Source organism: Legionella nigrisilvae (assembly GCF_977063395.2).
This window is the reverse complement of the sequence record NZ_CDRUGZ020000038.1, coordinates 743,302-762,774: the sequence shown is the minus strand read 5'-3', so window position 1 is coordinate 762,774 and position 19,473 is coordinate 743,302. Positions and strand designations below refer to the sequence as shown.

Below are 19,473 nucleotides of genomic sequence, written 5' to 3'. Positions count from 1 at the left end.
TTATGTCGCAATTGATTGATAGACGACAAAATGCGGGTAAAAAAAGTACGGTTAATCGCCAACGCTTTCTTCGCCGCTATAAAAATCAGATCAAACGTGCTGTCTCTGATGCAGTTGGCAAGCGAAGTATTACCGAAATTGACCAAGGCGAACAAATTACCATTCCAGCCAAAGATATTTCTGAGCCTATGTTTCATAGAGGTCAAGGTGGACACATAGAACGGGTATTACCTGGTAATGATAATTTTGTTACTGGTGATCGAATAAGGAGGCCCACTGGTGGTTCTGGGAGTGGCGGGGATGGTTCTGAAGCCAGTGACAGTGGTGAAGGTGAGGATAATTTTGTTTTTGAATTATCACGGGAAGAATTTTTGGATCTGTACTTTGAAGATCTGGAATTGCCAGATTTAGTTAAAAAAGAATTGGCGCGTATTAGCACCTTCAAAACAGTAAGGGCGGGAGTAACAACCAGTGGCATTCCCAACAATATTAATGTTCTTCGCTCGATGAAACAAGCAACGGGACGTCGCGTTGCTTTAGCTTCTCCTTATAAAAAACAATTAATCGCTGCTGAAGAAGAACTCGAGCAACTACAGGCCCAACCTGTTCCAGATGCCGAGGCTTTAATCAATCTGCAAAAGAGAGTTGAATATCTTAAGAAAAAAATACAAACGTTCCCCTTTATTGATACTATCGATTTACGCTATAACTTTCGCGTTCGTATACCCTCACCCTCAACTCAAGCAGTCATGTTTTGTGTAATGGATGTATCCGGTTCAATGGATGAGGCGAAGAAAGATATTGCAAAACGCTTTTTTATCCTTCTTTATATGTTTCTTACCAAAAATTATGAAAAAATTGAGCTCGTATTTATCCGCCATCATACCTCTGCCAAAGAGGTAAATGAAGAAGAGTTCTTTTATTCGCGAGAAACGGGGGGTACTGTAGTTTCCAGCGCTTTAGAACTTCTTAGTACCATTATCGATACCCGATATCCTCCCGAAGCATGGAATATTTACGTCGCCCAAGCATCAGATGGAGATAATTGGAACGCCGATTCCCCTTATTGTCAGGAGTTATTGCAAGATAAGATCATGCCTTTATTGCAATATTTTGCCTATATTGAAATCATGCCACGCCATCATCAAAGTTTATGGGAAGTTTATCAACTAGTAAAAGAGCGCTATCCTAATTTTGCGATGGAGAATATTGATACGGTAGCAGACATCTACCCGGTATTTCATGAGCTATTTAAAAGGAAGACTGCATGAAAAAGAAGAAGCCATTATCTACAGGTGCAGAATGGACCTTTGAATTAATACAGGACTACGATCGTGAAATTGCACGCATTGCCAAAGACTTTAAGTTAGACACTTATCCCAATCAAATAGAAGTTATTACTGCAGAACAAATGATGGATGCTTATGCTTCTGTAGGAATGCCTATAGGTTATCATCATTGGTCTTTTGGTAAACATTTTGTCAGTGTTGAAAAAAGTTACAAAAGAGGACAAATGGGTTTGGCTTATGAATTAGTTATTAATTCAAATCCTTGTATTTCCTATCTTATGGAAGAAAATACCATGGCCATGCAAGCTTTGGTAATTGCTCATGCTTGTTATGGACATAACTCGTTTTTTAAAAACAATTACTTATTTAAAATGTGGACTTCTGCTGATGCCATTATTGATTATTTGGTGTTTGCAAGAAAATACATTAGTGAATGTGAACAACGTTATGGCATCAATGAAGTAGAATCAATTTTGGATGCCTGTCATTCCTTGATGAACTATGGTGTGGATCGTTACAAACACCCGGCACCTTTGTCCATCCAAGAAGAAAAAATCCGCCAACAAAATCGCGAAATTTACTTGCAATCGCAAGTTAATGAATTATGGCGAACCATACCTCAAGGCCGACAAGTCACCGAAGAAGCTAAGAAAAAACGATTCCCAGAAGAACCGCAAGAAAATATTTTGTATTTTATTGAAAAAAATGCACCCTTATTAGAGCCGTGGCAAAGAGAAATTGTCCGTATTGTACGCAAGATGGCTCAGTATTTTTATCCTCAAGGGCAAACCAAGGTGATGAATGAAGGATGGGCTTGCTTTTGGCACTATACCATTTTACACGCACTGTACGATGAAGGGCTGGTTACAGATGAATTTATGTTGGAAATCTTACAAAGTCACACCAACGTTATCATGCAACCACCTTATAATAGCCCCTATTATAGTGGAATTAATCCTTATACTTTGGGTTATCATATGATGCAAGACATCAAACGGATTTGTGAAAATCCTACTGAAGAAGATAAAGCATGGTTTCCTTATTTGGCTAATACCGATTGGTTAAGTAGCCTGGATAATGCGATGCGCCATTTCAAGGATGAAAGTTTTATTGCCCAATATCTATCACCCAAATTGATTCGTGATTTAAAATTATTTCATGTTGTTGACGATGATCGCAGTCCTGATCTTTATGTTAATGCAATTCATAATGAGCCAGGATATCAAAGAATAAGAGAGGCATTATCGAGACAGTATAATTTAGGTTATTTAGAACCCGATATTCAAATTTTCTCTGTTGACGTACAAGGAGATCGCTCCATGACTCTAAGGTATACGCAACAAAACAGAGTACCTTTAGGGAATACCACCGCAGACGTACTGAAACATCTCTATTCTTTGTGGAAATTCCCCATTGTATTGCAAGCAGTCAATTCCGAAAATGAGAGCACCGAAGAGTATCATTGTCCACCGTTGAATAATCCATCCGTTTAACGATGAAATTCATAGGCGTTCTCGCTCGACACACTCGAGGATGCAAGAAGTTCCTTATATTCTTTTTGAACATACTCGACATCCTCTAGTAAAAATTTCAAGCACTTATGCGATGTAGCTCCATGTGTTCCCAGCCTAGCAAGTTTTAGTAGAACTTTTGCCGTTTCCAAATCAGGCGGATCTTCATTTAATTCCTTGGTAACCAAGTCTAAGGTCTCATCGATAATTTTCATATTTTTACTACCCATTCGAAACTTAGAAAACCATTGCCCCTTTATATGGGCAGCATAAGCTTCTTTTATACCTAGAACTGCTTCTTTTAAGGTATTTAAGTCTCTTTGAACTTTATTAGTTCCACCTATTTCCAAGTTTTGTACGGAGTCAGGAATAACTTCTCTCATTGCCCTCAGAGGATGAGCTGCAAACCTACCTTTTTCGGTACAAAACGAAAAGGTGTTTCCATAATATTGTTTAACGGGTGTTTGACTGACTACATCTCTATCCAGTCTATAATTACAAAATTGAGTAAAAATAGAAGGGTGTTTATCCTTCAACCATCTACCATGACGTGAATCAACAGGTGCGGTATTAAAAGTTCTTACATGGATACTTCTTGATTTTATCAAGTCTGGATCTTCGGCATAAGCTATCGCACCTACATGTTGAGCTAAGTGCCCTCCAAGAGAATGACCCACTAATATAATTTCTCTATTTGGAAAAGCTTTTTTAGTTTCTTTAAAAAAAGAAAAAGCATCTTCTTGTAGTTTTCTTCCTACTGTGCCAGTCAATATTACATTTAGGTCTGAAAACACATCTCTCAGAGAATCTGATCCTCTAAAAGAAATGATGATAGGCGATTCGTTATCTAGTGGTTCAAGCCGAACTGCAGTTAAACCATTGGAAAGTGCTACATCGGCATTGGTTTTTTCCGTAATGAGGTATCCCGAATTAGAGATATCAGCCATTAATTGGGCTGTAGAGACGTACCCCTCACGAGGCTCTTCTCGCAAATTATTGTCCTTCCCCACAATGCGGTAAGCAATATGTGCTGCACTGAGTAATAATCCAATGGTACATTTTGGCATAACATCTTTCCAAATATATTGAGGCATTGCCTGTGTGGGCAAAAAAATGACTAAATGTCTTTTTTGTAGTCTATCACAATTATGATAAATTTATAGGAATTGTATAATTTTTAATCACTTCAAGAGGATGCTTAGTATGTGAAACCCAGGTTAAAGGGTCTCCTTGACCTGGGATATAAAAGAAGTTTATGTTTGCTTACTTTGTTTATCTTATTCTATCACTTCGGTGCTAGCATACATTTTAATAGCGCCATCAAGATAAGGGTCTAGATTAAAAACAGTCCCAAAAGCTTTAGCTGCTACTTCATTCTTATTAAAATACCAGTCACTCGTATCATCAGCATAATATTGCACAATCATAGGTTTAAAAAGTGCATAGGCGGTTCCATCATATTGTCTTGTGCCAAGTCCTGCACTTAAAAAATATTTGTTTCCTTTAAGAGCTTGATTGATAAGCTCCACCGCTTCATCTGGGGTACTGGGCGCGTTCGCTTCGACAGGAGCCGAATCAGAATAAATTTTTACCGTTACTGCTAATTCATCTCCATAGGTATGCACACGATTAATGAATGAGGCTAATGCACGTGCTTTATCCTCATTACAAACAGTAACTTTAATTTCCATTTCAAGCCCATCGCCGGTTAAATCACCCACGTGTACACAAGGATCCGCATTTAAGGTGGCACTTAACTGATTATTCAATAAGTACCAGGGAGGAAGAAGCTTCCCCGCATTTACAGCGAAGCTTATACTGCTTAAAAATATACCCAGAAATAGCCCTACTTTACGTACTGCTCGACTCATCATTACATCTCACATTATTAAAGAACAACAATCACCTCTATGAATTCAACTTAACTTATACACATCTCTTGCACAGACCTGCTTAGCTCCCAATTACCCCTGCACCCCACGACTTGCTCGTGGGATTGTGCGCGTGGACACAGGCAGAGGTGAAGGCATGTAGGATTATTCTGATGCCATTTCAATAGCGAAAGCCAATGCTAATTTAGAGAAATTAGTCATATGCTCAAGACTTAATCTATTCATAGTGTCTTCAGAACTATGAATGTACGGATTGTGATCTTCAAAATTAGACTCACATGGGAATGCGGCTGGAATACCTACTTCATCCCATGAAGCATGGTCGCTGCAACCATAGCCACACTCTGAATAAGCAACTGGAACTTGAACATAATTGTTGATTAATTCTGCTACGAAATTACTTAAACTTCTATTGGTATAATCAGTAAATACCCACATAGTTGGATCTTTGGAATCCACTCGATATCCAGTCATATCGAACTGGATTGCTGCTTTTACAGGAATCGAATGATCCATGAAATGTTCAACTACATATTGAGAACCGACTAAACCTCGTTCCTCAGCTGCATACCAAATAATATAGATTGGGCGCTTAAAAACTGTTTTAGAAGATAGCAAAACCCGAGCCATTTCCATAATCGATGAAGAACCACTACCATCATCTCCAGCCCCTGGCATACGACCATCCAGTGTATCCATATGGGCGCCAATTACCACACCTGGTTCATTAATATCTTTACCTATAACCGTTACTAATGAAGGTTGCTTATAGTAACTTCCTGTTTTCACGAAAAAAGTTGCAGTATCAGTGCGGCCATTTGCTTGAGCCATGTCTTCAAAAGTCTTTTTTAGCCAACGTGCTGCATCTACGCCGGTATCTTTGGTAGCGGAACGGTTATGAAAGGAGGTAAGTTTTGTCAAAGTATTCCAAATATTTGCTGGAATTACCTCATGTAATGCTGCATTGACTTCATTCTGATGTTTAATCTCATAAACTGTATTTTGTGGTTGTACTGTTTTAATGTTTTTTTTCTGCAGAACTCGTTGCGCAGATTGTTTTTTTGCGGGCAGTAAGGAACCAATTATATGATGGCTTACATTCACAAAACGACCACAATTTGCTTCATCTGCTAAATGAGTCAGGGTATCTACATCAGCCGCAGCGAGATCAATAATCTTAAATTCTTTATTTTCTGCCAAAACCTCATAAGGAGCAGTGATTTTGGCTGCAAGACATTGAGGGACTTGCAACTGTTCATGAACAGGGGCATTGGCCAAAACGTTAGTACTCGCAAGCACCGAGCCCACTGCGATATAGGTCATCCATTGATTCAAACGCATTTCTACTCCTAAGTTAAAATTAAAATTTTAAATGTGTTTACACTGCGAAAACTCACTTTACCTAAATTCGGCAGTTGAATCCACTGTTTAATTTAAGTTTTCTTCAATAAAAAAATAACCACATGTCTTTTTTTTAAACTTATCGCTATTGATAATCATTTTCATTTGGGATACAGTTTCAGCCCTAATCCATTAATTGAGCAAATAAATGGCAGTAACAAAAAAAAGATTCAAAAAAATTCCTCGTTACCTTGCTCTGGCATCCCTTACTGTAGGTGCTAGTTTAATTCTTGGTTTTTTAAGTTTTGGAGGGATGTATGCTTTATACCCCGCTTTATCTCTAGCCTTTGCTGCTTTTGGTCTTTCAGTGGCCTATGAAGGTGAAGTCTATCTACAAAACCTAAAAGGATCGTTCAAAAAGTTATTTAAAAAGGATTATCTTGAGAATCATTTAGCTAAAGAATATTTGCTAGAACATTTTCCCGATACAACGTCTAAAGAGTGTCCTCAGTTTTTTAAAGATTATGAGGCCCAACTCAAATTGCTTAGTGAGTTTAACCATAAACCACTCGATAAAGAGAGTAGAAAACGCAAAAAGCAAATCGAAAAAACTTTGTCCGACATGGAAAAATGGTTCGCTTTGCAATTATTTTCAGTGAAGAAAAAGAAAACGCAGAACTTATCATTTTATACAGCACAACTAAGAGACTGGCTTGAAAAAAATGGACAAAGTGAATGGCAAGACCGTTTAGATAAACGTCAGTCCACTTTTAATTTTGTTAAAGGGTTTAGCCTTCTTGCCGCTACGTTTATGGGGCTTGGTAGCACCTACCTCATTGTTGAAGCCTTCAGCGTGATCCCTTTGATGGCTGCGATTCCTTTTGCTTTGTGGCCAATCTTAGTTGTCCCTATGGCACTAATCGCTGGGGCTGCTTATGGTATGTTGACGTATAACACGATTACTGATCTTATCAACAATGACACCATAAAAAAATGGTACACCAAACTAAGCAACGATTTAAACAAAAGCTTAAATCCTCGTAACTTGTTTATGGCTGCCATAGCTATTTTTTTAGTTAGCTTAGCCATTGCACTTACGGTTTGTACCGCGGGTACTTGGTGGACTGTAGCAACCAGTGCTCGCCCTTTATTTGAATGGATGAAAAACATTCCCAGTTTTGTTATGGGGGTTATTAATCCCATTATCACTGGCTTATCCGCAATATTCTTTAACATACAAAATTCTGCCGAATCTCTGGAAATAGTGTATGAGGCGACGGAGGAAAACTCTGATGAGGAAAACTCTGAGAATATATTTCAACGCACTTACAAGGCAATTTCTGCTGGATTTACCCATGTTTGGGATACAGAAAATTGGCTGCAAATGCTCAACCCATTTCGTATTTTATTAAAATTAACGATTACCCCATTACGTATTCTTCTTTTTTTTGGTCATTTAGTAAGCGTGGCGCTCACTTCAGATCGCATGCCTGGAGTACCTCAAATAGTTTCTGCACTCGTAGCAATTATTAGTGAGGGTTTTGAAGATGCTCACTATTTCTTGGGATCGGGTAATCACAAACACAAAACTTTACTGGAAGAACGCCTGGGTTCTGAAGCGGATAATGAACATGGTACCGACATCCCCACACAGGTTCTTAAATTTATTGCCTCCCCCTTATATTTTCTTGCTGCCAGTTGGGATTACTTAGCTAGCCAATTGAATCCCATTTCAAGTGATACAGTCCAAAAATCTCAACCGAAACCACTCAGTTTTTCTAAAGCATGGAATAAGCAACTAGGAATTCCAGATGAAATTAATGTTTCATTGGCGAAGGATGCGAAATATCCGTCGAAGGAATGGAACATTGAGCATACGCTATCTCTCATTGAAAAATATGAGCGAAAACACTTGGACACTGTATTGGTTAATGCGTCGCTGGCAGAAGATAAAAAAGAACAACTAAAACAATTAAAAAGCAAAGTTCGTGAAACTCTTTCTGGTCATTCTTCAATAAAGGATGTTCTTAAGGAAGCAAGAAATAATTCTATTTATAATCAACCTCGGCTATTTGCTCTGCGAAAAGATGAAAAAACTACGACTCAAGAATTCATTGAAGCACTACCAGAACGTGTTAATGCAATCTAATAAGTAGTCTAGTCATAAACACCATCCATTTTTCACCCCATCCTCTTAAGACGGGGTGATCATCCCCCTTAATATTTAACTATTGGAACTATCACATTTCTATGCAAACATAGTCGCCTATATCGAATTAGTTCAATTTAATTTACCAATACCATGTTTGGAGTGCTATTTTGAAAAAAATTCTGTACCATGCTATTGCTTTATTTTTCCTATTAACTGGTATCTGCTTTGCAGAACAACGGAGTGTTGCAATTACCATTGACGATTTACCTCTTATTAAAACGCCTTATGAAGCTTTTGAAAAAATGGTCAACAGCCTTGTGAGTCATCAAGTTCCGGCAATTGGTTTTATGATTGGGAGTAGAGTGAACAACGAAACGATAAAGCAATTTGAGGTATTTAAACAGAATGGTTGGGAATTAGGAAACCATAGTTATTCTCATTTAAAATTAAAACGGGTTTCTTATGAAGAATACATCGACGATCTTATTCAAGCAGATAAAGTGCTGGCACCCTTTATGTCCCAGCCAAAATATTTTCGTTACCCCTATCTCTCAGAAGGGAAATTTTGGAAAAAAAGTATTGTCCGCCACTACTTAAGTAAAAATAATTACATTATTGCTCCCGTCACCATTGACAGTAAGGATTTCGAATTTAATTCTCAATTAATAAAACTAATGAAACAAAATCCACAGGCATCCTTAACTGATTTGAAAAAACGGTATCTAGAATACGTTTGGCAACGTACATTGACTGCGGAACAAAATACCCCTGGAAAGCAAGTCCTACTCATCCATGCTAATTTGCTAAATGGTTACTTCTTAGATGATTTACTGCGCATGTTTGAAGAACATGGCTACCATTTTATTTCACTTAGTGAAGCATTAAAATCGTAATGAGAGGTATAACGCTACGAAAGTGCCGATATCTTAGGAAGTGAGAACCCTAGTTAGAAAAATCAACAGCCCCTAGTTGCTTTGTAGCAATAATTCTTTGGCATGGGAGCGAGTTTGTTCTGTTATTTTCAACCCTCCCAACATGCGGGCAATTTCATCAATTTTTTCAGTTGACTGCAGTAAGGAAATTTGGGTGAACGTCTCTTTATTATCGCTTAACTTTTCAACCATAAAATGGTTATGGGCTGCAGCAGCCACCTGAGGTTGATGTGTCACACAAAATACTTGCAAACGCTCACCTAATTTACGAAGCATTTGTCCCACTAAAGCAGCAGTAGCCCCCCCAATACCGACATCCACCTCATCGAACAATAAGGTTGGGGTTGTACCTTGTTGGGCGGTAATCATTTGGATGGATAAACTAATTCGGGAAAGCTCACCACCAGATGCTACTTTACTTAATGAATCAAGCTCCATACCCGGATTGGTACATACTTTATATTCCACTTTATCCATGCCATGCGGATGCATTTTTTCCAAAGGAGATAGTTCAATTTCCACCCATCCCTTAGGCATACCAAGCTGTTGGATGCTGGCTGTGATTTCTTGCGCCAGTTTTTTTGCCTGTGTTTTCCGTATCTCTCTTAATTTAAAGGCAGCTTTTTCATAGTTGGCTATTAACTGGCAATGGTGTATTTTTAATTTTGCTAATCTGCTTTCGCTGTCTTGCAAAAGATCTAATTCCTTTTGTAAGTTTTGAGCATGTTCATGGAGTTGGCTGCTATCAATATGATATTTACGCGCAAGCTGATGTATGGCACTCATGCGGGTTTCGATTTCATGTAATCGTTCTGGATCCAGGTGGACACGCTCCGCGAATTGTTGCATCTCATCTATCGCTTCCTCGCACTGAATCAGTGCGCCGTTAATCAACTCCACAGTATTTTTGATTTGAGCTTGTTCTTGTGGCAATTGACTCAAGGAGTGCAAAATCTGATTTAAACTGGTACAAATGTTGGGTTCGTCCTCAGAATTTAATAATCCATTAATTTGCTGACTTTTTTGCAAATAATCTTTTGCATGATGCAACATTTGGTGTTCTTGATATAAGGTTTCAATTTCGTTTTCGTGCAAATTCAATGCAGATAACTCATTAATTTGAAATTGTAATAATGCAATTTTATCTGCTTGTTGTTGCTGGACTTCCAACGCTTCTATTTCTTGATTGACTTTATGACATTGTTTGTAAAGTTGGGCAACTTCCTCAAGTAATACCTGATTTTTGCCATATTGATCCAACTGCTGGCGGTGCGTTGCATGATGCATCAAGGTTTGATGTTGATGTTGTCCGTGAATATGTACCAGCTTTTCACTGAGTTCTTTTACCTTTTGTAATGGGAATGGTTGGCCATTGATATAGGATTTGGAGCGACCCTCGGCATAAATTACCCGTCGCAAATAGAGTTCACCATCATCACAAGGAATATCGTGTTCTGCAAGCCATAGGGCAGGTTCCGAGCCCTGGCCCACAAAAAATCCAGCGGTGATGTCACATTTTTCTTGGCCTGGTCTAATAACCGAAGCATCAGCTCTATCACCTAAAGCCAGCATCAGAGCATCGATCATAATGGACTTACCGGCTCCTGTTTCACCAGTGAAGGCAGTCATTCCTTGAGTAAAATCCAACTCCAAGTGTTGTACAATCGCAAACTGTTCAATGCACAAAGTGGTGAGCATGTTCAATCCTATCCCTGATGTTTAGATTCCCAACCCAGTTTTGATCGTAATGTATCATAATAATGATAATCAAGAGGGTGCAGTAGACGTAATTGATGGCTATTTTTTTGAATAGCCACTTTTTGTCCGGGTTTGACCATTCTTGATTCGTGACCATCACAACTCACTCGCAAATCAGCTTCATTGAATTGGCTGATATGCAGTTCAATTTTAGACTCGCCATCGATAACCAATGGACGTGAGCTCAAACTATGAGAAAACATAGGCACAAGAACGATGGCATTTAATTGTGGATGCATAATTGGACCGCCCGCAGATAAAGCGTAGGCAGTAGAACCGGTGGGTGTGGAGAGAATCATACCGTCAGATCGATAATGGCTCACCAATTGTTGATTTACATGTACTGAGAATTCAATGAGATGCGTTTCCTGACCCCGGCCTAATACGACATCATTGAGTGCATCACCCTCAAAATAAGTATGATGTTCATCATAAATTCGAGTATGTAAAAGAAAACGCTTTTCTTCTTCATAATCGCCTCTAAGAACTGCACCCATCTGTTTTTCCAGTTCATGGGGCAAAATATCGGTAAGAAACCCCAGGCGGCCGCGGTTAATACCGATGACCGGGGTATCCACTTTAATCGCCATGCGGGCTGCTGAAAGCAAACTCCCATCACCGCCAACAACAATGATCAAATCATTTTTTTTACCCATATCTTCCCTGGCCAATATGGGAATTTTCGCATCAAAGCTAGAAGCGGTATCAATGTCTTGGTAAATTTGCACGTCTTGGTTTTCCAGGAACTCGATCAGACGGCCTAAACTTTCGTTTACCCCTTGATTGGCTCGGTGCTGACGTGCATACAAAACGATCCGTTCAAATTTAATTTTATTCTTCAATATTTGCTGTTCTTGATGCTTTTTTTCGTTCATGTTCTTTCAATGATTTTTTTCTTATACGGATGGAATCAGGAGTTACTTCCACTAATTCATCATCATCAATAAATTCCAATGCCTGCTCCAAAGTTAATTTGACTGCAGGAGTTAATATAATATTTTCGTCAGAACCTGAAGCACGAATGTTAGTTAATTGTTTTTCTTTAGTCACATTCACCACTAAATCATTATCACGGGCATGGATTCCAACAATCATTCCTTCGTAACAAACTGTTTGTGGCTCAACAAATAACCTACCACGATCTTGCAAGTTGAACAAAGCAAAAGCTCGCGCCATTCCTTGACAATTGGCAATCAGTACACCATTTGCGCGCTTCCCTATTCGTCCTTTAATTGCCGGACCATAATGATCATACACATGATACATTAAACCTGTACCTGAGGTGGAAGACAAGAACTCATTATGAAAACCAATCAGGCCTCGGGTAGGAATCATATAGTCAAGACGTACTCTGCCTTTACCATCTGGAACCATATTTTGCAGTTCACCACGACGCTCACCTAACTTTTCCATGATAGAACCCTGGTGATTTTCTTCTACATCGACAGTTAAATGCTCATAAGGCTCTTGTTGCTCGCCATCTACTTCGCGAATAATGACTTCTGGTTTGCTAATCGCTAATTCATAGCCTTCACGACGCATTGTCTCGATCAGAATGGACAAATGTAGTTCACCGCGACCAGAAACCCGGAATTTATCAGGGTCGTCACAATCCTCAACGCGTAAAGCAACGTTGTGTAATAATTCTGTTTCTAGGCGTTCCCGAATTTTTCGCGAGGTCACAAACTTTCCTTCCTGACCTGCGAACGGCGAATCGTTAACTTGGAAGGTCATACTAATTGTTGGCTCGTCCACCGAAAGTACCGGTAATGCCTCAACCAGATTGGGATCACAAATCGTATCAGAAATCTTAATGCCTTCGATACCAGTAATGGCAATAATATTGCCCGCCCCCGCTTCTTCAACTTCGATGCGCTCAAGGCCTTTAAAACCGAGTAGTTGCAACAATCGACCCGCACGAATATTGCCATCTTTATCAATAATTTTAACTGGGGATTTAGCTTTAATTTGGCCTCGAGTAATACGACCTATGCCAATAGTACCCACATAAGATGAATAATCGAGAGAGCTAATTTGCATTTGGAAAGGACCATTCGCATCCACTTTAGGTGCTTCAACTTCATTGATAATCGTTTGTAATAAAGCACTCATGTCTGTGGCTTCATCTTCCAAATTCAACTTAGCGTAACCATTTAAGGCAGAAGTATAAACTACCGGAAAATCCAATTGCGCATCGGTCGCACCCAAATTATCAAAAAGATCAAATACTTGATCCATAACCCAATGCGGCCTAGCTCCCGGACGGTCAATTTTATTAATCACTACAATAGGATTTAATCCGCGGGCAAAAGCTTTTTGAGTCACAAAACGTGTTTGTGGCATAGGGCCGTCCACTGCATCTACCAGCAACAACACACTATCAACCATCGATAAAATACGCTCGACTTCTCCACCAAAATCAGCATGTCCTGGGGTATCAACAATATTAATTTGATGATCTTTCCAATACACACAAGTATTTTTGGCAAGAATGGTAATGCCGCGTTCTTTTTCTAAAGCATTGGAGTCCATAACGCGCTCAACTTTAGGAGCTCTCTCATTTAATGTACCGGTTTGTTGGAGTAATTTATCTACTAACGTAGTTTTACCATGGTCAACGTGGGCGATAATGGCGATGTTGCGAATCTGATCAATCATAAATAACCTTTGAAGGAAAAAGCAGAATATTTGTTCATAGTTTTGACATTATACATCAATAAGCAGCTAAAACCTATCAGCTTCTTGTTATTTTAGTATAGCAAACTCAAAGTTCCTCTCTATTAATTTGTAGCCTGAGACCGCATGGCTTAAATCAAGAATCCTTCTTGCAGCTCAATAAGTTGCTTTAAAACCTACCAATTTTTTTTTAACTGCTAAAATAAAAGAGAGGGGTAAAAAATAGGGAGTAATTATGAAACAATTAATTTTACATCCCACTGACATTAGCCAATGGTATGCTCTGGTTAATGAGGCGCAAGCTGCAACCCAGCTTATGCTCACTGAAAATACCGAAAGTTATTTGGTATTTTTATTAATGCGTTTTTCTCAAGGACCTAAACTCATCGAATCGGTGGTTGCACTCGATTTTCTTGAGTCCATAAACAGACCGAAAACCATGCAAATGGAATTACTTCGCGATGTGGGGGATAAAAGTTTACTCTGTTGCGGTCTATTTCCTGGAATTGCAAAAAGACGACATGTCAGTCTCGAGTATTTTTCTGAAATGGGACAAGCGGCCTATTTGACTATTGGTGAGTTAGAAGGAAAACACTCAACCGATCTATACATACAACTCAGCGAACAATTTCTTAGATTGCAACATGTACTGCAAGCCATGCGTGGGGAGTGTGTAGAGCTCATTCAATCAGATCAAGGAATGTTATCTTCAATAAAATTTACTCTACAATAAAACCCAATTCATAGCCTGGGGCAGCAAAACGCCACTGGGTACTGACTTGTTTTAATCCAAGACAGCAATCATTATCCCTTGTGGAATAACATTGCAACATCAATTGGATCAAATGTATATTTTTTATTGCAAAAATCACAGCGAATCGCTACTTCACCCTCTTCTTGTAATAATGCTTTTGCATCGTCTTCACCTAAAACAGCCAATACCTGCTTCATTTTCTCCAGGCTGCAGCGACACTTAAATTGAGTTTTACGGCTATCAAATATTCTCAGCTCTGTTTCATGATAAAGACGATAAAGTAATGTTTCATTATCTAATGTAAGTAATTCATGTTCACTCACCGTTTGGCCTAATTGCACCGCATATTCCCAGAATTGCTCTCTTTGTACGGTATCTTGGCCTGGCATTAGTTGCAGCAACATTCCAGCTGCAGCATTCTCATTCACGGCCAACCAAACCCGCGTGGATACTTGCTCGGACTGAGCAAAATAATTCATTAAATTCTCACTCATAGAAGTTGATTGAATGGGAACCATACTTTGATAGGAACTTGTTTTATTGTATTGATTAATCGTAATTACCATCTGCCCTTCTAGAAAAGCTGAGGCATATTCTTTGGTTTCCAAATGTTCCATAAATTGAGCAAAAGCTCTCACATTGAACTCATGGTCACACTGAACTAGTAGTAAAGGGAGACGCTTATCTCCTTGGAATTGTAGATTTAAGCTACCCTGAAATTTAATACTGGAGGCTAAAAGAAGACAAGAGACAATCGCCTCTCCTAACAAATTTTTAACCATGGGCGGATAATCCCGCTGGCCCATAATATTTTGATACGTATTTTCAATATGAACAATTTCACCACGAATATTGGCATGTTCAAAAATAAAGCGTTGAAGCGTGTCGGATTCTTTCATAATAAACTCAAATAAAATTACGGAAAACTAGGTCCAGCATACAATGTTCTAGATTGAATCATCCTCTTTATTTTAAACATCGAAGCATAGCAAACATCCACGAATGAGAGTGTGAGAGCACAAAAAAATAGAGGTCTACGCCAAAATAGAGAGTGCAATTGACCCTAAATAAAATCTCGTGACGGTGCAAAGTATATCATAATTTTTTTGTAATTTTTCCTGGAGAAAAAATGATTTTGAACTATGCTTTTAAAACCTCCTCTGAAAAATTAAAGGATTAATAATGAGAGATAAAAATATTCTTGCCCCCTTATTTAAAACCATTGACAAAGTCGTTTTTGGTATCGAAGAAGCAAATGAACCAGAACCTAAACCTGAATTCATTGAAATTGATACTGAAGAAGAATTTGACGTCGAACGATCTATCAATTAATAGTTGATTCACAATGCCTAAGCGGGCAATAATCGCTCCTTTTTGAGCGAGTCCCTTTAAGATGTTGAATAGCCAACAAATGGCAGCGGTACGTTATATAGACGGACCTTTATTAGTTCTTGCTGGAGCTGGAAGCGGTAAAACACGAGTAATCACGCAAAAAATAGGCTATTTAATTAACACATGCGGTTATGCCGCCAATACAGTTTGTGCCGTAACCTTTACAAACAAAACAGCCAATGAAATGCGTGCTCGCGTGGCCGCCGTTCTCCCTGCAGCGAATCGTCGCGGTTTAAAAATAGCTACCTTCCATACTCTAGGGTTGAGCATTCTTAAGCGTGATTACGCTTTATGCGATCTGAAAAAGGGATTTTCTATTTTTGACAGCGAAGATTGTTTGCAGATCTTACGCAGTTTTTTACCCGCCAATAAAGCAACCGAACGAGAATTTATTTTTCAAATCCAACAACAAATTTCTCGCTGGAAAAATGACCTTCTCACGCCAGAGCAAGTTATAAAACATAGTCCGGATACACCTTTCTACGAAGAAGCTGCGCTCCTGTACCCTCGTTATCAGCAAGCGCTTAAGGCATACAATGCCGTTGATTTTGATGACTTAATTCGTCTTCCAGTTAGTCTTTTAAATGAACATTCTTCTGTATTAGATTATTGGCAAAACAAAATCCGCCATTTGCTGGTAGATGAATACCAAGACTCCAATACGAGTCAATACCTCCTGGTAAAAAAATTAACTGGAATTCAAGCCCGTTTTACGGTCGTAGGTGATGATGACCAATCAATTTATGCATGGCGAGGTGCTAAACCTGAAAATTTGAAGCAACTGCAGCATGATTATCCACAATTAAAAATCATAAAGTTAGAACAAAATTACCGCTCAACTAATATTATTTTAAACACAGCCAACCACCTTATCGCGAACAATCAGCATCTATTTGAAAAAAAATTATGGAGTGAATTAGGTCACGGAGAACTTTTGCGAGTAATTCGTTGCAAAGATGAAAATGATGAAGCAGAACAAGTAGTTGCTGATTTAATCAGCCACAAACTACGCTCCAGAACAGAATATGGCGATTATGCAATTTTATATCGGGGCAATCATCAGTCACGGGTATTTGAAAAAGTACTCCGCCATTATAGTATTCCTTATACGATTAGTGGCGGGCAGTCCTGGTTTGCCAAAGCAGAAGTTAAAGACGTGTTTGCCTACCTAAAGCTACTGTGTAACGAAGCGGACGATGCGGCTTTTTTAAGAGTAATTAACACCCCAAAAAGGGGCATTGGCGAAACCAGTCTTGATTCATTAGGGCATTATGCACAAAGCCGGGGAATGAGTCTTTATGCCTCCGCAGATCATCTTGCATTGAGCGAACATATTGCCGAAAAACCTCGGGCCGCCTTACAGGCTTTTAAATCATGGATAGAAGAAACAAAAAAACGATTAACCATGGGTTCGATTATAGAGCATTTAAAACAGATGGTAGAAGACAGCGGTTATGAAGCCCATATCTATGAACAATGTGATACTCCTGCAAAAGCACAAAAGAAGATGGACAATGTTTGGGAATTATTAGAATGGGTCGGGCGCTTATTAGCAAAAAATCCGGAACAAACCTTAGCAGAAGTAATTAATAAATTAATTTTGATCGATATTCTTGAGCAAGCAGATGAGCAAGATAACGACTCCTTGCAACTGATGACCTTACACGCATCCAAGGGTTTGGAGTTTCCTTATGTTTATCTGGTCGGCATGGAAGAAGAATTATTGCCCCATCGGGTGAGTATTGATGAAGACCAAATAGAGGAAGAAAGACGCTTAGCTTACGTTGGCATTACCCGGGCCCAAAAAGGGCTATGCTTTACCTTAGCCAAGCAAAGACGCCGTGGGGGCGAATTACAAGATTGTTTGCCCAGTCGATTCCTGGATGAATTGCCTGCAGAACATTTGGAATGGTTTGGTAAAAATGTGGAGCGTTCGGAGGAACAATCAAAAAACTTGGCAAAATCTCATTTAGCTGGGTTAAAAAATTTGTTGGGTCAGGTCTAATTTGAACAAATGGAGTCTGGGTTTTTTTTCTCTGAATCTCGTACACATCACTTAAAACCCGCAAGCTCTGTTCCGCCCCCGCGGATTGTCCGCGGGATCCAGACAAAAGGCCCATAAAGTTTCACTTTCGTTAACACTTGGCTACCATTGACTCATCCCTATTGCTATACTGAATTCATGAAAAAAAATATCATTTTGTTTATTATTTCATTTGCTATGTTTATGGAAGCGGTAGATACCACCATTATTAATACCGCAATCCCAGTCATGGCACAAAGTTTAAATGTTAATCCAATTGATTTGAAATTTGCGCTCATTAGTTACCTTTTGAGTCTAGCAATCTTTATCCCTATCAGTGGTTGGATTGCCGATAAATTTGGGATGAAAACTGTTTTTATCGCAGCCATTGTTGTTTTCACTTTAAGTTCAATTTGGTGCGGGTTTACTAATAACTTAGGACAATTGATCTGTGCACGTATCCTTCAAGGCTTGGGCGGTTCGCTGACCATACCAATCGGCCGGCTTATTATTTTACGGACTTGCGAGCGGCATGAATTAATTGCCAAAATGAGTATCGTAGTGATGGTTGCATCTTTAGGCATGATGCTTGGTCCCTTACTCGGTGGCATTATTACTTATCGCTTCTCTTGGCGCTGGATTTTTTGGGTTAATATCCCATTCGGAGTACTTGCTGTAATTTTATCAAGCAAATTATTACCGGCTATGCCTCCTCGTTCAGTTCCTCCGCTGGATAAATTGGGCTTTATTCTTTTCGGCAGTGGATTAGCGGCCTTAACCTTTGGGTTATCCATGATAAGTGAGTCTAATGCATCAGTCACAGAACCTCTGTCTGCCCTCATAATCGCATTGCTCTTATTGGGTGGATATACCAAGCATTCATATAAAAGAAAGCATCCTATCGTTAAAGTGGAACTTTTACGCACTCGTACATTTTGTATTTCAGTCGTAGGCAACATATTGGCGCGTTTAGGTTTTGGGGGCATCCCTTTTTTATTGCCTTTACTGTTACAAATTGGACTTGGGTATTCATCTCGTTTATCAGGTCTGTTGCTCGCTCCAATAGCGGTTGGCGTTTTTTTAGTAAAACCTTTATCCTTCGCTATATTGCGGTGGTTTGGTTATAAAAATTTATTAATTTTAAATACTATCCTCGTGAGTATTTCTCTTTGGTCCTTTTTTTCCATCAACCAACATACTTCCATATACGGCATTGCTTTTTTAACTTTTATGTATGGATTTTTTATTGCATTACAGTATACAGGCATGAATTCTTTGGCTTATGCCAACATTACTGAAAAGGATATGAGTGCCGCAACCAGTATTATGAGTACTATACAACAATTAGCTCAAAGCTTTGGGGTTGCCGTGTCCGCAATCTTACTTAGCATATTTACTGCGAAGTATTCTGGAGAACGTGTCCTTTCGGTCGAGATATTTCATGATACGTTCCTAATGCTAGGAGCTCTTACTTTTTGCTCAGGAATTATTTTTACTTTTCTAAAAAAGGAAGATGGACTCGAGCTCATTGAAATCCCTGAACACTAATTTATTACATATTCTGTAAATCCACTGGCTCACAACACAAGGCTAAAAGATTGCAAAGTATTAGAATTTTTAGTCAAAATGCTCTATGATGCGGTGGCATTATTTGCTGTTTTTGCATTAAATGTAAAAAAAATTAAAAATATTTAATAAAAAAACAGCACAATTAATAAAATAATGCTACAATGTCCTGGTAACAATTTAGGAA

15 protein-coding genes are annotated in these 19,473 nt (G+C 38.9%); 8 read left to right on the top strand and 7 right to left on the bottom strand.

Annotated features, from left to right (window positions below; translation table 11 throughout):
* The first annotated feature begins 2 nt into the window (after window positions 1–2).
* Both ACWTE2_RS25715 and ACWTE2_RS25710 read left to right on the top strand, forming a co-directional pair.
* The gene (locus ACWTE2_RS25715) at window positions 3–1,271 is read left to right on the top strand and encodes a YeaH/YhbH family protein (protein WP_454784986.1); all 1,269 of its coding nucleotides are present in this window, start codon (window positions 3–5) and stop codon (window positions 1,269–1,271) included.
* The gene (locus ACWTE2_RS25710) at window positions 1,268–2,782 is read left to right on the top strand and encodes a SpoVR family protein (RefSeq protein WP_454784985.1); all 1,515 of its coding nucleotides are present in this window, start codon (window positions 1,268–1,270) and stop codon (window positions 2,780–2,782) included. Before ACWTE2_RS25715 ends, ACWTE2_RS25710 begins: the two co-directional genes overlap by 4 nt.
* On the opposite strand, the gene ACWTE2_RS25705 is transcribed toward ACWTE2_RS25710, so the two are convergent.
* From ACWTE2_RS25705 to lapA, 3 genes are all read right to left on the bottom strand, one after another.
* Entirely contained in the window at window positions 2,779–3,867 is a 1,089-nt protein-coding gene (locus ACWTE2_RS25705) for a lipase family protein (protein ID WP_454784984.1), read from the bottom strand. The two genes, ACWTE2_RS25710 and ACWTE2_RS25705, sit on opposite strands and share 4 nt — an antisense overlap.
* A gap of 210 nt (window positions 3,868–4,077) precedes the next feature.
* The gene (locus ACWTE2_RS25700; protein ID WP_454784983.1) at window positions 4,078–4,674 is read right to left on the bottom strand and encodes a group-specific protein; all 597 of its coding nucleotides are present in this window, start codon (window positions 4,672–4,674) and stop codon (window positions 4,078–4,080) included.
* A 162-nt stretch (window positions 4,675–4,836) separates the two neighbouring features.
* A complete protein-coding gene (lapA, locus tag ACWTE2_RS25695) occupies window positions 4,837–6,033 on the bottom strand; it encodes an aminopeptidase LapA (protein WP_454784982.1) in 1,197 nt (398 codons plus the stop codon).
* A 208-nt stretch (window positions 6,034–6,241) separates the two neighbouring features.
* Between lapA and ACWTE2_RS25690 the strand changes: the two genes are divergently transcribed.
* Both ACWTE2_RS25690 and ACWTE2_RS25685 read left to right on the top strand, forming a co-directional pair.
* Window positions 6,242–8,182 (top strand): hypothetical protein, encoded by a 1,941-nt coding sequence (locus ACWTE2_RS25690; protein ID WP_454784981.1) that lies wholly within the window; start codon window positions 6,242–6,244, stop codon window positions 8,180–8,182.
* Window positions 8,183–8,352: 170 nt separating this feature from the next.
* A complete protein-coding gene (locus tag ACWTE2_RS25685) occupies window positions 8,353–9,078 on the top strand; it encodes a polysaccharide deacetylase family protein (RefSeq protein WP_182392311.1) in 726 nt (241 codons plus the stop codon).
* 72 nt (window positions 9,079–9,150) lie between these two features.
* Here the strand turns inward: ACWTE2_RS25685 and recN are convergent, their stop codons facing one another.
* Genes recN through typA form a run of 3 tightly spaced genes read right to left on the bottom strand, consistent with a single transcriptional unit; the run spans window position 9,151 to window position 13,533 of the window.
* Window positions 9,151–10,815, bottom strand: a complete 1,665-nt coding sequence (recN, locus tag ACWTE2_RS25680; RefSeq protein ID WP_454784980.1) for a DNA repair protein RecN — start codon at window positions 10,813–10,815, stop codon at window positions 9,151–9,153.
* A gap of 8 nt (window positions 10,816–10,823) precedes the next feature.
* On the bottom strand, window positions 10,824–11,750 hold the full coding sequence (locus tag ACWTE2_RS25675) for an NAD(+) kinase (protein ID WP_454784979.1): 927 nt from the start codon (window positions 11,748–11,750) through the stop codon (window positions 10,824–10,826).
* The gene (gene typA, locus ACWTE2_RS25670; RefSeq protein ID WP_454784978.1) at window positions 11,707–13,533 is read right to left on the bottom strand and encodes a translational GTPase TypA; all 1,827 of its coding nucleotides are present in this window, start codon (window positions 13,531–13,533) and stop codon (window positions 11,707–11,709) included. The genes ACWTE2_RS25675 and typA overlap by 44 nt, the downstream gene beginning before the upstream one ends.
* Before the next feature lie 253 nt (window positions 13,534–13,786).
* On the opposite strand from typA, the gene ACWTE2_RS25665 reads away from it, so the two are divergent.
* Window positions 13,787–14,284 carry a hypothetical protein gene (locus tag ACWTE2_RS25665; protein WP_454784977.1) on the top strand — a complete coding sequence of 166 codons (498 nt, stop codon included), beginning with the start codon at window positions 13,787–13,789 and terminating at the stop codon, window positions 14,282–14,284.
* A 71-nt stretch (window positions 14,285–14,355) separates the two neighbouring features.
* Here the strand turns inward: ACWTE2_RS25665 and hslO are convergent, their stop codons facing one another.
* Complete coding sequence (gene hslO, locus ACWTE2_RS25660; protein WP_454784976.1) at window positions 14,356–15,204, bottom strand: Hsp33 family molecular chaperone HslO; 849 nt, start codon at window positions 15,202–15,204, stop codon at window positions 14,356–14,358.
* A 283-nt stretch (window positions 15,205–15,487) separates the two neighbouring features.
* Here hslO and ACWTE2_RS25655 point away from each other — a divergent pair, with 283 nt between their 5' ends.
* The 3 genes from ACWTE2_RS25655 (at window position 15,488) to ACWTE2_RS25645 (ending at window position 19,268) form a co-directional block, all read left to right on the top strand.
* Window positions 15,488–15,637 (top strand): hypothetical protein, encoded by a 150-nt coding sequence (locus tag ACWTE2_RS25655; RefSeq protein WP_182392305.1) that lies wholly within the window; start codon window positions 15,488–15,490, stop codon window positions 15,635–15,637.
* Window positions 15,638–15,698: 61 nt separating this feature from the next.
* Window positions 15,699–17,702 (top strand): UvrD-helicase domain-containing protein, encoded by a 2,004-nt coding sequence (locus tag ACWTE2_RS25650; protein ID WP_454784975.1) that lies wholly within the window; start codon window positions 15,699–15,701, stop codon window positions 17,700–17,702.
* Window positions 17,703–17,879: 177 nt separating this feature from the next.
* The gene (locus tag ACWTE2_RS25645) at window positions 17,880–19,268 is read left to right on the top strand and encodes a DHA2 family efflux MFS transporter permease subunit (RefSeq protein ID WP_454784974.1); all 1,389 of its coding nucleotides are present in this window, start codon (window positions 17,880–17,882) and stop codon (window positions 19,266–19,268) included.
* The last annotated feature ends 205 nt before the right edge of the window (window positions 19,269–19,473 follow it).

Coding starts and splice junctions, on each gene's coding strand:
- ACWTE2_RS25715 (WP_454784986.1), top strand. CDS start 3: ATGTCGCAATTGATTGATAGACGACAAAATGCGGGTAAAAAAAGTACG.
- ACWTE2_RS25710 (WP_454784985.1), top strand. CDS start 1,268: ATGAAAAAGAAGAAGCCATTATCTACAGGTGCAGAATGGACCTTTGAA.
- ACWTE2_RS25705 (WP_454784984.1), bottom strand. CDS start 3,867: ATGCCAAAATGTACCATTGGATTATTACTCAGTGCAGCACATATTGCT.
- ACWTE2_RS25700 (WP_454784983.1), bottom strand. CDS start 4,674: ATGATGAGTCGAGCAGTACGTAAAGTAGGGCTATTTCTGGGTATATTT.
- lapA (WP_454784982.1), bottom strand. CDS start 6,033: ATGCGTTTGAATCAATGGATGACCTATATCGCAGTGGGCTCGGTGCTT.
- ACWTE2_RS25690 (WP_454784981.1), top strand. CDS start 6,242: ATGGCAGTAACAAAAAAAAGATTCAAAAAAATTCCTCGTTACCTTGCT.
- recN (WP_454784980.1), bottom strand. CDS start 10,815: ATGCTCACCACTTTGTGCATTGAACAGTTTGCGATTGTACAACACTTG.
- ACWTE2_RS25675 (WP_454784979.1), bottom strand. CDS start 11,750: ATGAACGAAAAAAAGCATCAAGAACAGCAAATATTGAAGAATAAAATT.
- typA (WP_454784978.1), bottom strand. CDS start 13,533: ATGATTGATCAGATTCGCAACATCGCCATTATCGCCCACGTTGACCAT.
- ACWTE2_RS25665 (WP_454784977.1), top strand. CDS start 13,787: ATGAAACAATTAATTTTACATCCCACTGACATTAGCCAATGGTATGCT.
- hslO (WP_454784976.1), bottom strand. CDS start 15,204: ATGAAAGAATCCGACACGCTTCAACGCTTTATTTTTGAACATGCCAAT.
- ACWTE2_RS25655 (WP_182392305.1), top strand. CDS start 15,488: ATGAGAGATAAAAATATTCTTGCCCCCTTATTTAAAACCATTGACAAA.
- ACWTE2_RS25650 (WP_454784975.1), top strand. CDS start 15,699: ATGTTGAATAGCCAACAAATGGCAGCGGTACGTTATATAGACGGACCT.
- ACWTE2_RS25645 (WP_454784974.1), top strand. CDS start 17,880: ATGAAAAAAAATATCATTTTGTTTATTATTTCATTTGCTATGTTTATG.